Genomic DNA, 16,650 nt, shown 5'->3' with positions numbered 1-16,650 from the left:
TGAGATCAATCTGAATTTTGTAATTTGATTCGCTCTCACCCGAATCGGTTTTAAAAACAACTTCTAATAATCAAAACGTTTAAAGGCTTCAATTGCCTCATATTCAGCCAAACCTAATTCATCGTATAAGATGGCTGTATTCTTGTTTCGGTCTTCTGCCCTTACCCAAAATTCCCTGGAATCATTTCCCTGAAACATTACCCTGTCTTTTTGGGACTGGTGGTATAAAATCGCGTGACGTTTTAATAATACTTCTGACGGACTTAACGGGACTGCCATATCAATTTCGTGAATGTCCCATTCGTGCCAGGCTCCTCTGTACAGCCATAACCAGCAATCGTCCATGTATCTTTCGGGCTTCAATGCTGCCATTGCGGCAAATATAGCGTTCAGACAAACTTCATGTGTTCCGTGCGGATCGGCAAGATCGCCTGCGGCAAATACCTGATGTGGTTTTATTTTAGCAATGATATCCTTTACGATAGCAATATCTTCAGGGCCTAATGGGTTCTTTTTAACTTGTCCGGTTTCGTAAAAAGGCAGATCTAAAAAGTGCGTATTCTCATCTTTAAGACCAATATATCTTGTTGCGGCATAAGACTCTCTTCTTCTGATCAGTCCTTTTAATTTTCGAACTTCCAAAGAATCAATTTGATTCTCTGATTTGTTATTCAAAAATTCAATAACCGATTTAAAATTTATTTTCGTGGCATCAGGGCCAACAAAATCGCTGCAAACCTCAGCAAATTTTAATGCTTCATCGTCTGTAACGGCTATATTTCCCGAGGTTTGATATACTACGTGTACATCATGTCCTTGTTTTATCAATTTTGAAAAAGTTCCTCCCATAGAAATTACGTCATCATCCGGGTGTGGACTAAAAAGAATCACTCTTTTTTTGGCCGGATTGGCTCTTTCCGGACGGTGCGAATCATCCGTATTGGGTTTTCCGCCTGGCCATCCAGTAATGGTGTGCTGCAAAACGTTAAACATATTTATGTTCAGATCATAAGCAGAACCTTCTTGTGCCAAAAGATCAGACATACCGTTATTGTTGTAATCACGGTCTGTTAATTTTAAAATAGATTGTTTTGTTTTTTGGCATAACCAAACAATTGCTTTGCTTTTTAATTCATGTGTCCAAATACATTCTCCAACTAACCACGGTGTTTTAAAACGGGTTAATTCTACCGCTGCAGACTGATCCAAAACGAAAGTTGCATTGGGATGGTTTTGTAAAAAAGTAGCAGGAACTTCAGAACTGATATCACCCTGAACGGTTCTTTTGACGATATCGGCTTTGTTTTGTCCCCAAGCCATTAATACAATTCTTTTCGATCTCATGATCGTGGAAACTCCCATGGTAATGGCTCTTTTAGGAACATTGTCTATACCATTAAAATCGGAAGAGGCATCTACTCTTGTAATGTGATCCAGTGTTATGATACGTGTTCCGGAGTTGATGTGTGATCCCGGCTCGTTGAAACCTACGTGACCCGTACGTCCAATCCCTAATAACTGAAAATCAAGACCTCCTGCACTTTTAATATTCATTTCGTAATCGATACAATACTGATTCAATTCTTCAATCGAAACCGTACCATCGGGAATATTAACATTTTCAGGTTTAATATCAATGTGATTAAAAAGATGCTGGTGCATGAAATAATGGTAGCTCTGATTGTTCTCTTTTGTCATCGGATAATATTCATCCAGGTTAAAAGTGATCACGTTGCTAAAACTCAAGCCTTCTTCTCTGTGCATTCTAACCAGTTCCTCATATACTTTTATAGGAGAAGAACCTGTTGCTAAACCCAATACGCAAGATTTACCTTTCTCTTGTTTAGATCTGATCAACTGAGCGATTTCATGTGCTACAATTAGGGAAGCTTCCGCAGAATTTTTGAAGATTTCATTATGGATTTTTTCAAATCTGGTTTCTTCAAATTTCCCCGCACTTTTATAGCTGATATCAGGTTTTATTTCTAAAGCACTTTTCATTTCTTTTCTTTTTATAGTATTTACCCATTTTGGTTTATGAAATGGTATAAGTAACTCTCATCACTTATACCATTTTCCAACCAAACTTATATTCTTTAACTTTTGATATTATTTTTTAGAAATTTGGAGCTGTAGTATCCCACCAAAGTCTTGTTCCTCCTGTATCGGGACCGTTAAGTTTAGCAATACCTGAATCTACTCCTCCTTTATTAAGAGATATCTCAGATTGCACAAAATTGATTCTTCTTACACCAAATTCAGTAGTAATTTTACCCCCACTTGTGTTTTTAAGTACTGGGAATAATTTAGGATATCCAGTTCTTCTGTAATCAGACCAGGCTTCTTGTCCTTCTGGAAAACCGGCTATCCATTTTTGAGTAATGATTTTTTGCAATTTAATTTCATTAGTTGCAGCTGCATCCCAGGCAATGGTAATATTATTTACTGCAGCAGAATTATTTACAGGGAAATTTGGATCAACATATGCTTTTGGCAATTTTACATTGTCTGTAATGTATGCAGCTGCTCCCGAAGCTCCTCTTTGATCAAATGAAGTTGTAATTCCTAATTCATACAATGATTTAGCATCTCCATCCATATTCCATCCTCGTAATGCTCCTTCCGCTCTTAAAAAATAAGCTTCTGCGGTTGTCATCAAAACAATATTTTTAGATTTGACAACTGCTCCGATACCTGAAAAATCCTGATGATCTCCTTTAGCTGTAATTTCAATTCCTGTACGAACACCTTTATATTGACCTGGAAATTGAGTTGATGTATCAAAATAAGTTCCAATTCTTGGATCGTTATAACCTCCTAAAATAGATTCCATATCGGCTCCCATACGAATATCTAACCAAGAACCACTAATGGTGGCAATAGGATTTGTATTTACAGGAGATTTAATTTGAAATAAATCAGCATTTGTTTTCATTACTCCAAATTTTTGAGCAACCGCTTTTTCAGCCTGAATTTTAGCCAATGCCGGATCTACTTTTACAACGCGCATTGCTAATCTTAAACGTAATGTATTAGCAAACTTAATCCATTGTTCAAATTTACCACCATAACCTGATAAATCTGTTTTACCAAAAGATGCTGTACCATCATCACCAGAATCAACTCTTTTTGTCAATTCAGCAACTGCAATATCTAATTCAGTAAACATCTTGTTATAAACCTCTTGTTGAGAATCATATTCAATTGTGGCATCTGTAGTTCCATACTTTGAATATATAATAGGTCCGAAAGTATCCGTTATTCTGTGCATCCCTTCAACTTTCAATATCAAAGCCAGCGCATAAAACTGATCATATTTGCCTTTTGATAACTGTTCAATATTGTATGCATTATACATAACATTTGAATAGGCTATACTCCAAATAAAACCATTCCAGTTATCATTTAAATTATAAGTTGTATTGTTTGACCCTCCAAAAGCAGTAGGTGTAGCCATGTATCCAGACCAAATATCACTATTTAAACCTTGCTGTAACTGATATTGCCACTCTAATTGACTTGTTATTGTTTGAATATTATTAAATATTGGAGCGAAACCTCCTTTGATGTGATTAAAATCCTGTTGAAATAATTCAGGTGTAATACCGTTATTATTAGTATTAATGTCTTCAAAATTATCTGTACAACCTACTGTTGCAAGTAATGACATGCAGACAGCTACTTTTGTTATATTATTTAGTTTCATGTTTTTAATTTTAGAAAGTTACATTTAAATTAAGACCAATACTTCTAGTAGATGGTAAACCATAAATATCTACCCCTTGTAGACCCTGACCTGTACTTAATGCAATATTCGGATCAAATGGAGCATCTTTATAAATAAAGAATAAATTTCTAGCGATTAACGAAATTGAAGCTGTTTGTATAAAAGGTAAATTTTTCGGACTAAAATTATAACCTACAGAAATCTCTCTTACACTTACATTTGTTGCGTCATACATGTATTCTCCCGTTGCACCTTCTCTACCCGCTACACCTTGAGTAAAATAATATGATTTAGCGTCTATTGTTGTTACAGCAGTACCGTCAGGCATAACAGCATTTACTTTAACGCCACCTGCATTTCTTGCATCTCCTGTTGCTTTAGAAACTCCGAAAAAATCATTTTGAGATTCTGTCATACTCATTACATCTCCGCCAAAACGCCCGTCAATTAATACATTTGCAAAGAAAGATCCTATTTTGAATGAGTTTGAGAAACCTAACATAAAATCAGGATTAGCATTTCCAATTTCCTGAAAACCTGTTTTTTGAATTTTACCAGCGGCATCTAATAAAATTCTACCCTGGTCATCTCTCAATATATTTTTACCTTCAATTACTCCAAATGGTCTTCCTTCAATAACAGCATATTGATAACTGTTTACACCAGGATCAGTAAGGTTGATTCTTCCTCCCAATTCTTCTGGAATTTCTTTCACTTTGTTTTTATTTTGTGAGAAGTTAATTGCCGAATCCCAGGAAAATTTATCTCCTCTAATAATACCTGCATTTAAAACAAGTTCAAAACCTTTATTCTCAATACTTCCTGCATTAATACCATAGAAGGCATATCCATTTACATTTCCATCAAGCGCTTTTACCTGTATGTATTGGTTTTTAGTTTCAGAGCTATAATAAGACACTTCAAAACCTAATCTGTTATTAAACATTCTCCACTCTGTACCGAATTCAATTTCACTTTTTAATTCTGGTTTTAGTGTTTCTCCCGGTTTTGGTCCAACAAATGGTTTTGGATCTTCAAATCCCGGTCTGTAGTAATATGTAGGAGAAGTTATAAAAGGATAAATATCATTACCAACCTGAGCATAAGTTGCTCTTACTTTACCGAAGTTAATCCACTCTGGCAATGTTGTCATTTCACTGATAAGAGCTGTTAAACCCACAGATGGATAAAAATATCCTGATTTATCAGTATTAACCAATGTAGAAGACCAATCATTTCTGGCAGCAAGATCTAAAAACAGCATATCTTTATATCCAAATGTAGTAGCGGCAAATACAGATTGTACTTCTTTTTGAGAATCTACAGTTTGATAATTACCTGAATTAGAATTGAAGTTATGCAATGTAAACCAGTTTGCATATTGTAGACCAGTACCAATTCCTGAATCCAGAATTGTCTTTTGATTACTTAATGTATTAGTTATACTGGTACCAATGTTAGCATTAAAAGTAAAATCATTACTGATATTGGTAGTGATTGTAGCTATTAAATCTCCATAACGCTGTGTACTTAAGGTATTTTCATTTATGTATCTACCATTTTCGTGAGATAGGGTACCTTGTGTTGTAGCATATATTTTTTTATCAAAATTGCTTTCAACTCTGTTGTAGCTATATCTTGAAGCAATACTTAACCAATTATTAGCTTTATAAGTTACTGCTAAAGCACCAGTAAAATAATCATTTTTATCTTCAGATTTATTTCTGTTAATTGCCCAATATGGATTTTGCATAATATCTCTGTTCGTCATCCAGTTTTGAGCCATTAAGTTCCTTGAAGAATCAAAAACCTCATAGTTATCTTTGTAATAATTAAAGTCATTTCCTCTTGGCATCAAATAAACACCTGTTAAAGGATTAAAATAAAGACCATTTACCGGTTTATTAACAATATTTTGACTTGTATAATTTGCAGTTGCAGCTACACTTAATTTATTGTCAAAAAACTTAGCCGTCTGACGCATACCAAAGTTATTTTTCTTAATACTATTACCCGGCATAATTCCAGTGCCTGAAGTATTAGCATATGTAAGCGAAGTAGATGAATTTTCAGATCCGGCTGAATAGCCAAGAGATGTAATTTGCGTTGTGCCTGTATTAAAGAAATCTTTAACATGATCTTTGGTTTTTTGTTTCGCTCCCCAACTTTCATCAGCTCCTGCATCAGCAATATAATCTGTTTGAAATTTTGGCAGGTACGCTGCTGTTTCAAAAGTAGTTACTGATGATGCTGAAATATTAGATTTACCTGCTTTAGCTTTTTTAGAAGAAAGCAAAATAACACCGTTAGCACCCTGGCTACCATATAATACAGAAGCTGCAGCACCTTTAAGAACTGTCATTCCTTCATAATCATCTGGGTTAATTAAGGAAACAACATCCCCACCATCACGGTTACCTCCGGATAAACTACCAAAAGTATCATTTGGCTGTCCTGAACCTGAGTTCAACATTGGAATACCATCTATAACATATAATGGCTGGCTATTAGCCAAAGATGAATTACCACGAATAACTACTTTTGTAGATCCACCCGTACCACCAGAACTTTTTGTTACGGCAACACCAGCAATTTTACCTGCTATTGTATTAATTAAATTCGCATCTTTTACACGAGTTAATTCTTCACCTTTTAGCTCCTGAGCAGCATATGTTAAAGATTTTCTGGTTTTCTTGATACCTAAAGAAGTTACAACAACCTCATTAAGTGCATTTGATGCTGCCGGAACTAATTTAACATTAACTGTAGCGGCATCACCTACAATTATTGATTGTGTTTCAAGACCTACATAAGTAAAAACCAATGTTTGTCCTTTTTGTGCTTCAATTGAGTACAAACCGTCAAAATCGGTTGTGGCACCTTTTTGACCTCCCTGCACAGCAACAGATGCCCCTGGTAACGGCATCCCATCAGAATCTGTGATCATACCTTTGACATTTTTCACCTGAGCAAGCGAAACCTGCGCTGTAAAAACAATCATAAAGATTAAGAAAATTTTTTTCATGTTTATTTATTTTGTTAGTTATGGCGTAAATTTATTCTTAACGTATTGTTAAAAAAAATAAATTATACAAACGGTTATATTTTTTAAACCAACGACATAAAACAATCAATAATACGTTTTGCGAAAACGTTTTCTCCTTATTAAATTCTGTCATTTAATTGTATTTACAACTATTATGTACATCAAATTAACTATTTCTTTATAATGTATCAATTCAGAAATAAGTCTTTTAAACTGTGGTGTTTAGAAAAAAAATTAACCTTTTTTTAATAAAATAAATGCTTGATACAATAAGAGCAGAACAACTGTTTTTCAGGGTATATTCTCCTTAAAATTTTAATTCCCACACAATCCGGTAGTTTTAAATTTTAAGCTTGTATATTTTTTATGTATGACATCTAATAAAGAATATTCGCCAAAAGAATCCTGTGCCAGTTCCCAAATCATAATCCCTCCTGTATTTTGAGAAGCATATTCCACCTTTTGAGAAATAGTAGGTCTTCCGTTATAATAAATTTTCCCTAATTCATCCTGATCGGCAAATTGGGGCCCGACCTCTACAATTTGACCGTAAGTGGAGCTGGTAACAGCTGCATAGGTAAAATTATAACCATAAAAAGGTACTCCGAGGGTTATTTTATCACTGGATACATTTTGAAGTTTATGCCAATAATCAATTCCATCCCTGGCATTACTCATCGAGCTGTGCTGACCGGGATTATTGGGTGTCCAGGGTCCTGTACTGTCATAAGACATTATATTGATAAAATCGAATGCATTTAAGGCTGCTGAATTTATATTTTCGAAACGGGAATTATTGGGTAATGCGGCTGTTAAGAGTTTTTTACGCTCCGTAAGGCTTTTTCTTAATTCTATAACGAATCCGCTGTAGCCGCTGGTTACGGCATCCCATTCGAGATCTACATCGACTCCGTCCAGCTGATGTAGTTCAACAAAATTTAATATACTTTGAATTAAAACAGGTCTGTTTTCAGATTTATCAATCAGGAAAGACCAGTTTGCTGCCTGTTCTTCCGATAGTACTCCGCCTGCGAGCGAAATACTGATTACAATGTTAGGATTAACCGATTTGGCATATTTTATAAGAGCATCGATATCTCCGCTAAAATTCAGACTCCCGTCTTTATTGGGATTGGCAAAAGCAACATTAAGATGTGTCAGTTTACAAAACTGTATTGAAGTCATTTTATTGATATTATCCGAAGATAAATAGCCCACCACCCTGGCCGTTTTTGTTTTGGTTTCCTCCCGATCTGATTCTTTCTGAGTGGTACAACTGTAAACTGAAATAAGTGAACTTATAAAAAAAAGGATGCCTAATAAGGCTTTATTTTTTATCATAATTTTGAAATTTTAAACTTGTTGTTTTTAATTTTAATTAGATTGAAATAATACCTTATCAGGCATAACTTTATTCTTGGTCTTTTTTAGGAGTTTTTAGTTAACATCCCACCAGACTTTATTTAACCAATCATTTGTACCCCCCATTCTTGAAAGGGCTTCTAAATAATTTTTTGAATTTTTCTGCATCTCATCATTCGGATAATACAAACGTGTAGGTGTTACGCCCTGCGTTTCTGAATCCGGATTTGTTATCGCTAATAAATGCGGGTATCCTGTTCTTCTCCAGTTGGAGTAGGCTTCAATACTATTAAACAAATAAGTAACCCAAAGCTGTGTAGCAATTTGCTCTTTCTCAGTTCCTGCTGCCAAAGGTTTAGCCGATAAATATGTATTTATAGCAGCCTGACTTGCTGCCGGAGCACCATAAACTTCTAACTGTTTGATCCCTCCTTCAACACCTTTTTTATAATAATCTGCTGCTGCACCCGTGATCCATCCTCTAAAAGCAGCTTCTGCCAATAGTAGTTGTGACTCTGAATAACTCACATGTAAGAAAGGAGTCGTTTTAAGTTTTAGGTAAGGCTGAATACCTGAAATAGCATTAGAACCACCCGGCATCTCCCATTGAAAAACTCCCGGAATATTACCCACATATAACTCTTCCCCTGGTGCAGGAGGTCCCCAATTTGCACTTCCTGTTTTTGGAGTAGCAAGCATAGGTAATCTCGGGTCTCCATTAGTTCTTAAGAAATCAATCATCAAAGAACTAAAGTGATCCCCATTTTCGTTTCCGATAAAAGCATAAGACAACCCGTTACCTCTAAAATCAAGTGCGCCGGGTGTATCATTGAAAGGAAAATCTAAATGATGCATCACGCAGTTATCAGCATTGCTTTCGAAAACACCATTCTGAAAAGCAGCTTTTGCCTGTTTTTCAGCTTCAACAGGGCTTACTTCCGATATTCTCATTGCCAGACGCAAACGCATGGTGTTGGCTAATTTTTTCCATTTTGTAATATCTCCATTATAAAACAAATCGCCTTTTACATCGCCACCGTTAGCATTCAGCTGCGTAAAAGCTTCTCCAAGTTCTTTAAAAAAGGCATTGTAAATATCTTGTTGCTTGTCGTATTTAGGAGTCACTATTCCTTTAGAAAATCCTAGACCCGCTTCTGAATAGGGAACATCACCATAAATATCGGTCAGGCGTTGTGCAACCATTACTTTCATAATTTTGGCAACAGCATTCATATTTACAGCTGCGGGATCTCCATTGGTTTTTTCCAGAACATCGACAATACTCTTCATTTCATTCGAATAACCATTTCTCCATAATGCTGTTGCATAGTCATCGTTTTTCTTGAATTTACTTCCGAATTCTGTTACATTCCATGCACCGGCGTAGTGTTGTACAAAACCTCCGGAATAGATTAGGTTTGCTCTCCATTGGTAATATCCATCGCCAGACATACACAATTGAGTAAATCTAAGCTGACCAGCAGGATTTGCTGATAACGCAACCGGATCTTTCTCCAGTTCGTCAAAGTTTTCAGTACAGCCAACCATCGTAAATACGGAGAGTACAGCTATTATTATTTGTTTAAATTTCATAATTTCTTTTTTTAGAATGTAACTTTAAGATTAAACCCATATGATCTTCTAAATGGTAACGAACCATACTCAAAACCTTGTCCGTTTCCTGAAGTATACATAGACTCCGGATCAACGTTTGGCAAATCTTTATTAAAAGTCAATAAATTTCTTGCGAATACGGAAAAGTAGATACTGTTGATTTTTGCTCCGTTGAAAACGCTTTTTGGTATCGTATACCCTAAACTCACCTCTCTTAATTTCACATAAGAAGCATCATAAATAAAAGGTGCCGGTGTATTATTAAAAACCGTAGTCCAATAATCCTGAGGATTTACAGGAGTGGTGTTTTTTACATAATTCGGATTATCGGCAGTTCCTGTATTTACAACACCATCAACTACATATCCTGCAGTAGGAATCCATGTTGACTGACTAAAGTTAGGATCGTTTGCAACTGCTTCTGCTCTTGCTGCATTATAAGCATCCCTTCCTTCTGTCGTAACATCTAAAAGTCCTTTTTGAGCGGCAAGTGAATTAGTCATAGAATATACATCCATACCAAATTTCATGTCAATTAAAAACTGAAGCGTAATTCCTTTATAAGAAAAACGATTCGTTAAACCTGCTGCCCAATCCGGAAGCCCTTTTCCTAAAGCAACTTTACTATCTGTGAACATCGGCATCCCGTTTGCTCCGACAATCTTTTCTCCCGACGGACTTTTTAGAAAATCTTTTCCGATAATGGTTCCGTATTGTCCACCCACCTGCGCTACGATTGCAGCACCGGCCCAACGGGCTTCAGAAATAGTATAGGTATCGATATCCGGGTGTAAAGAAAGAATTGAGTTTTTATTCTTAGAAAAGTTTAAGTCAATTCCCCATTCAAAATTCTTTGTTTTGATTGGCGTACCGGACAAAAATACCTCAATACCTTCGTTACGTAATTCACCTGCATTTACAGAAATATATTCGTATCCGGAAGTCGCAGATGATGGTAAATCAATAGTCTGATCTGAAGTATCTTCGCGATATACGGTAATATCAGCTTTTAATCTGTTTTTAAAGAAGGAAGTTTCCACTCCAAATTCAACTCCGGTTTTAGACTGATACGTTAAATCAGGATTTGGCGCCGAAGTATTTTTAATATTCACGACACTACCACCACTGTAAGAAGAATAGGTCGTATAGTTTAAAGCATTTTTATATGCTCCCGGTGCATTCGAAACTTCTGCCCATGAGGCTCTGAATTTACCATAAGAGAAAGTATCACTCTGAATACCGAATGCATCAGAGAATATAAAACCTAACGAAGCTGCCGGATAAAAGGCATCTTTATTGATTACGCTGAACCAGTCATTTCTTCCGGTGAACTCCGCATATAAATATCCTTTATAATCAAATTTTGCAGAACCGTAAACTGAATTTGTTCTTGTCCTAGTTTCCAATGGTGCATTTTCGGTCTGATTCGAAAAATTACTGATGTATTCTGTTCCCGGCTCGATGATGTTTGTACCGAATCTGGAATTCTGCTGTCTTCTGAAATCTCTTCTGCTGGTTCCTAAAATTCCGGAGAAAGTCAGGTCAGATGCTAATTTAATTTCACTAAAAGTCGCGATGATATCCGTATTCATTTCAGAAACCGTAATATTATCCAATCCCATATAACCGTTATCTCTTCCCGGCCATGTGCTTCCGGCTGCCATAAAATCTTTAGCACCGAAAACATAAGTATCTAAACCGGTTCTGAAAGTTAATCCCATCCATTTTTTAAGCTGGTAAGTTCCTGTAACATTACCCATAAAACGGTTTTTAGTAGAGGAGTTATGGTTTTCATTTACAACGAAATAAGGGTTTAGTAAATACACATTATTATTCCATTGGTACATGGATCCGTCTGCCGGATTCTGATAATTTTTAAGCCACGCCTGATCAATATTCGGCGCTAAACCACTTAAAGAATAGCCGACGTTATTAGGTGAATCTCCTAAACCTGGTCTGTTGTTGGTGTTTTCAACCATATAATTTACGTTGGCATCCAAAGTAAATTTTTCTGATTTTATCGTTGCATTTAAACTGGCATCGTTTCTTTCTAATCCGGAGCCCGGAATTACATCTTCATTTTTAAGATTATTATAGCCAAAACGAACAAATGCATTTTCACTTCCGCCGGATAAAGCTATTCCGTTTGTTGTTGTGAATCCGGTTCTGAAGAAATCCTGAATATTATTATCCACTTTAGCATAAGGTCTCATAGAACCGTCAAATATCTTAACTTGTTGTCCTACTGATTGTGAGAACTTAGGCCCCCAGGCATTTGTTGTATATCCGTATATTTCAGAAGGTGCTTTTGTAGGGTCCGGCAAAATTCCGTTAGAACCTGTACCATATTCACTTTGGTAATCATTGTATTTCGCATTTACCCTGTCAAAGCTTACACCGCTTGTTAATTCTACCTGTAATTTACCTTTACTTCCTTTTTTGGTTGTAATTAAAATAACACCGTTTAACGCTCTTGAACCGTATAATGCTGCCGCAGCCGCTCCTTTTAATACGGTTAAACTTTCGATATTATTTGGATTGATACTCGAAATTCCGTCTCCGCTGTCTCTTCCGTCAAACCATTTACTGGTAGCTGCACTATCATTAGACAAACCGGTATTATCAATAGGAACTCCGTCTACAATATAAAGCGGCTGATTATTTTCGCCTATACTTGAAATACCCCTGATAATAACCCTTGTACTTCCGCCTACACCCGTTGCAGGGATAGAAACATCAACACCGGCAACTCTTCCGGAAAGTGCAGTGGCTACGTTGGTCGTAATAACTTTACTTAACTGGTCTCCTTTTACATCCTGAACCGCATATCCCAGTTCTTTCTTTTGTCTTTTAATCCCTAATGCCGTTACAACAACTTCATTAAGATTCTGAGCATCGTCTACAAGAGAAACGTTCAACTGAGTTGCATCAGTTACCGTTACTGCCTGAGTTTTGAACCCAATGTATGAAAATAACAAAACATCGTTTTTTGATGCCTGAATTACATACACTCCATCATAATCAGATTGGCTCGCTTTCGCTGTTCCCTGGATAAGAACAGTTACTCCCGGCAATGGCAATCCGTTTTGATCGCTTACTAAACCTTTGATTGTTTTTACTTGGGCAAGCATGACTTGCGCAGTAAAGAAAATCATAAAGATTAACACAATTTGTTTCATTTTTGTCATGGTTTTGTTGGTTAAGCGATAAAAATATTGTTAAAATTAACATAAATAAAATATTTTAAACAAACAACTCAAAACCTTAAACAAACGACACAAAACAATCAACATTATGTTTTACGAAAACGTTCTACTATAAAAATAAAGCATCATTTCTATTTTTTTTCAAAATTTTATTCAAAAGAATTGCGTTTTAGCCTGTAATTGTTTAAAGTTGCAAAATCTTTATTCAATAAAGACACACCACTCTAATTCCTTAAAAATAAAGTTGAACGAACTTCAAAAATTAAAATTCGACATAAAGCTTCAAAACCATTTTTGGTTTTGGGGAAGTTATTTTACTCTTAACTTTTTAAGATGGGGTGCCTACTTCAACGATTATCCATATTCATTCAAATCGAATCTGATCGAGTTTTCGCTGCACATTCCTCTGGTCTATTTTAATCTTTTTGTTTTAGTTCCGAAATTTGTTTTAAAGCAGAAATACATCCAATACACATTCGCCTTAATTGTAAGTCTGTTTGGTATTTATTTATTGAAAACCGCCCTTACCTATTATATTATATCCGAAAATATATGGCCGGAAGCAAACCGCGAATACCATCCTTTTGAGATCAACCATATTGTTGCCGTTTGTATTGGAGAATTGTACGTTCTGGCAATGGCATCATCGGTTTATCTTACCTTAACCTGGCTGCGCGAAAGAGAAAGAAACCGGTCACTGAGAGAAAATCAATTCAAGATCAAGTTAAAATATCTTGAAAATCAGATCCAGCCGCATTTTTTCTTTAATACCCTAAACAATCTGTATGCACTCTCCTTAGAATCTTCAGATAAGGTTCCGGATGTAATTATCAAATTGTCCAACCTGATGGAATATGTCTTATATGATGTGAAAGGAACCAAATTTGTTCCGCTGATCAAAGAAATAGATTATATTCAGAATTACATCGAAATCGAAAAGTTACGCTTTGAGAATGTGGAAGTTACCATTAACCTGGAATCGGATATAGAAGATGTGGTCGTCCCTCCGCTGATCTTTATTTCACTGGTCGAAAACGCCTTTAAACACGGTGGTCTCAACAATAAAAACCTGAAAATTAAAATCAATTGTAAAGTTACCGCTACTAAAATGTTAGATTTTGAAATCCTAAATAATTTTGTAATTTCACCAAATCTAAACTCAAAAGGAGGTATCGGATTAGCCAATACCAAAAAGAGATTAAAATTAATTTATAAAAACGATTTCAGTTTAAAACATACAACTAAGCTCAATTACTATATAATCCGTTTGCAAATACCTATTCGTAATGAAAATTAAATGCGTGTTGATTGATGATGAGCCACTGGCAATCAAAGTCCTGCAAAATTATTTCAGCAATTTTACCGACTTTGAAGTTATAGGTACCTTTAATAACTCTTTGGAAGCGCTCGATTTTATAAACAGCACTGCTGTTGATGCTGTCTTTTTAGACATCAACATGCCTATGATGACCGGTTTTGAATTAATCAGCTTAATTGAAAGTAAAACTAAAGTTATTATAACAACAGCATTTCGTGAATTTGCTGCCGAAAGCTATGATCTTGATGTTTTGGATTATTTGGTAAAACCAATTCCATTGCCCCGATTTATAAAGTGTATCAATAAAATCACCACCGAATATAATCTAAAGAATAATATTAAAGTCGAAACCTCAAAAGGCGACTCTCATATTTTCATCAAAGTAGATAAAAAGATGATGAAAATTAATATTGAAGAAATTCTGTTTGTGGAAGGAATGAAAGAATACATTAAAGTCGTAACCCCAGATAAAACCTATATTACCCATAAATCACTGACTTCTTTATCTGAAGAATTACCCGCTGATCGCTTCCTGCGTATCCATAAATCGTACGTTATTGCCTTAAATAAGGTAAAATCTATTGAAGGAAACCGCATTCAGATCCAATCGTATACCATTCCTATTGGCCGAAACTACAGCAAAGAAGTAAAAAATAAAATTCTGGAATAAAAACGCTGTTCCAAATTCTGTTTTTCAAGAGGCTAAAAATTAACACTTTGTTGAAAAAATACTGTTGTTGGTTTAAATTTAACATTATTTGTGTCTTTTTATTTTTTTTTGATATACTTAACAAATATATTTACGGTCTTCAAAAAACATAAATAATAAAATTAACCTTTACTACTATTATGAGTTCAGAAAATGTACAGACCAAGTGGGGGCAGTTTATCTCTTTGATAATCGTCTTCTTCTTTTGGGGTTTTGTCGGCTCGGCCAATGACATCCTTATCCCAGTATTCAAAAAAGTATTTACTTTATCTCAGGTTCAGTCACAATTGGTGGCCTGGGCTTTTTACGCTGCATATTTTGTAGGATCAATTATCTTCTTTTTAGTATCCCTAAAATCAGATGTTTTACAGAAATTCGGATATAAAAAGACCCTTTCTGCGGGATTAATTCTTTCTGCAGTTGGTTCATTTTTATTCGTTCCTGCCGCTACAATGGAAAGTTTTCCTTTCTTTTTAACTGCTTTGTTTACGGTTGGTTTAGGATTTTCTATTCAGCAAATTGTAGCAAATCCGCTTGCTATTAAAATGGGAAGCCCGAATACCGGAGCACACCGTTTGACATTGGCAGGAGGTGTAAACTCTTTCGGAACTACTATTGGTGCAATCCTTTTAGGAATTGCTCTTTTTGGAATGGGAGACAACAAAAAAACAAACCTTTCTCTGGAAGATATCAAATTGCCTTTTATCATTTTAGGACTTGCTTTTATCCTGGTTGCGATTTTCATGTATTTTTCTAAAATCGAAGATCCGGCTAAAATAGATGAGGAAGAAGCTAAACTGGAACAAAAACATGCTAAATTCAGCATTTTAGACTACCCGCAATTGTATTTGGGAATGTTGGGAATCTTTATTTATGTGGGAACCGAGGTAACTATCATTAGTAACTTACCTGCCTTATTAAAAACAAATGAATTCGGTAATATTCTAGAAGATGCTATTTCTCCGTTTATTGCCCTTTACTGGGGAAGTTTAATGATAGGTCGCTGGAATGGCGGGGTGAATGTTTTCAACACATCCAACTTAGTAAACACGGCTCTTAAATTTATCGTACCCGCTTTAGCGTTCGGAGTTATTATCGGAGCAAACGTTTTTGCTGCGCATGATGTATCTTCTTTCTACATTTACCCAATCTGGATTTTACTATTTATAGCAGTAAGTTTCGTAGGCGGAAAAAATGCGGGAAAAACATTAATGCTTTTCGGAATCTCCGGTTTATTAATGATGGTTGCCGGATTAGTTTGCCCGTATACAGAAATTGCTAAATTCTTCTTTATCTCAGGTGGATTATTTTTGTCTATAATGTGGCCTTCTATCTTCGATTTAGCAATCGCAGGATTAGGAAAAAACACAGGAAAAGCTTCGTCTTTCTTAATCATGATGATTCTTGGCGGTGGCGTTATTCCATTAGTTCAGGGAAGTATCTGTGATTTAGATTTAACACATCCAAACGGAATATTAGGTATTACCTACACCCACTTCTCTTATATCGTACCCTTACTTGGTTTTGCCTATTTAGCGTTTTATGGCTTCTACTGCCCTAAAATATTAAAAAGCCAGGGCGTAAGCCACGTTCAGAGCGAAGGAGGAGGACACTAAAATCTTCTGAAAAAACAACATAAAAAGACCCGTTTTACAATTTGTAAAACGG

9 protein-coding genes are annotated in these 16,650 nt (G+C 35.6%); 3 read left to right on the top strand and 6 right to left on the bottom strand.

Going from position 1 to position 16,650, the window contains the following annotated elements; genetic code table 11:
• Positions 1 to 63: 63 nt before the first annotated feature.
• From nagB to EV142_RS10390, 6 genes are all read right to left on the bottom strand, one after another.
• Positions 64 to 2,001, bottom strand: a complete 1,938-nt coding sequence (gene nagB, locus EV142_RS10415) for a glucosamine-6-phosphate deaminase (protein WP_132035287.1) — start codon at positions 1,999 to 2,001, stop codon at positions 64 to 66.
• 115 nt (positions 2,002 to 2,116) lie between these two features.
• A complete protein-coding gene (locus EV142_RS10410; RefSeq protein WP_132035284.1) occupies positions 2,117 to 3,706 on the bottom strand; it encodes a RagB/SusD family nutrient uptake outer membrane protein in 1,590 nt (529 codons plus the stop codon).
• 10 nt (positions 3,707 to 3,716) lie between these two features.
• A complete protein-coding gene (locus tag EV142_RS10405; protein WP_132035281.1) occupies positions 3,717 to 6,752 on the bottom strand; it encodes a SusC/RagA family TonB-linked outer membrane protein in 3,036 nt (1,011 codons plus the stop codon).
• A 336-nt stretch (positions 6,753 to 7,088) separates the two neighbouring features.
• The gene (locus EV142_RS10400; RefSeq protein WP_132035278.1) at positions 7,089 to 8,114 is read right to left on the bottom strand and encodes a glycosyl hydrolase family 18 protein; all 1,026 of its coding nucleotides are present in this window, start codon (positions 8,112 to 8,114) and stop codon (positions 7,089 to 7,091) included.
• A 96-nt stretch (positions 8,115 to 8,210) separates the two neighbouring features.
• Complete coding sequence (locus EV142_RS10395) at positions 8,211 to 9,728, bottom strand: SusD/RagB family nutrient-binding outer membrane lipoprotein (protein WP_132035275.1); 1,518 nt, start codon at positions 9,726 to 9,728, stop codon at positions 8,211 to 8,213.
• Positions 9,729 to 9,739: 11 nt separating this feature from the next.
• On the bottom strand, positions 9,740 to 12,928 hold the full coding sequence (locus EV142_RS10390) for a SusC/RagA family TonB-linked outer membrane protein (RefSeq protein ID WP_158286319.1): 3,189 nt from the start codon (positions 12,926 to 12,928) through the stop codon (positions 9,740 to 9,742).
• 271 nt (positions 12,929 to 13,199) lie between these two features.
• On the opposite strand from EV142_RS10390, the gene EV142_RS10385 reads away from it, so the two are divergent.
• The 3 genes from EV142_RS10385 to EV142_RS10375 all read left to right on the top strand — a co-directional run bounded on the left by EV142_RS10385 (position 13,200) and on the right by EV142_RS10375 (position 16,598).
• A complete protein-coding gene (locus EV142_RS10385) occupies positions 13,200 to 14,252 on the top strand; it encodes a sensor histidine kinase (RefSeq protein WP_132035269.1) in 1,053 nt (350 codons plus the stop codon).
• A complete protein-coding gene (locus EV142_RS10380) occupies positions 14,242 to 14,943 on the top strand; it encodes a LytR/AlgR family response regulator transcription factor (RefSeq protein WP_132035266.1) in 702 nt (233 codons plus the stop codon). The genes EV142_RS10385 and EV142_RS10380 overlap by 11 nt, the downstream gene beginning before the upstream one ends.
• Positions 14,944 to 15,122: 179 nt before the next feature.
• The gene (locus EV142_RS10375) at positions 15,123 to 16,598 is read left to right on the top strand and encodes an MFS transporter (RefSeq protein ID WP_132035263.1); all 1,476 of its coding nucleotides are present in this window, start codon (positions 15,123 to 15,125) and stop codon (positions 16,596 to 16,598) included.
• Positions 16,599 to 16,650 lie beyond the last annotated feature (52 nt).

The organism is Flavobacterium circumlabens, from assembly GCF_004345565.1.
Lineage (GTDB): Bacteria > Bacteroidota > Bacteroidia > Flavobacteriales > Flavobacteriaceae > Flavobacterium > Flavobacterium circumlabens.
The sequence above is the reverse complement of the archived record's forward strand: the minus strand, read 5'-3'. Positions and strand labels throughout refer to the sequence as shown.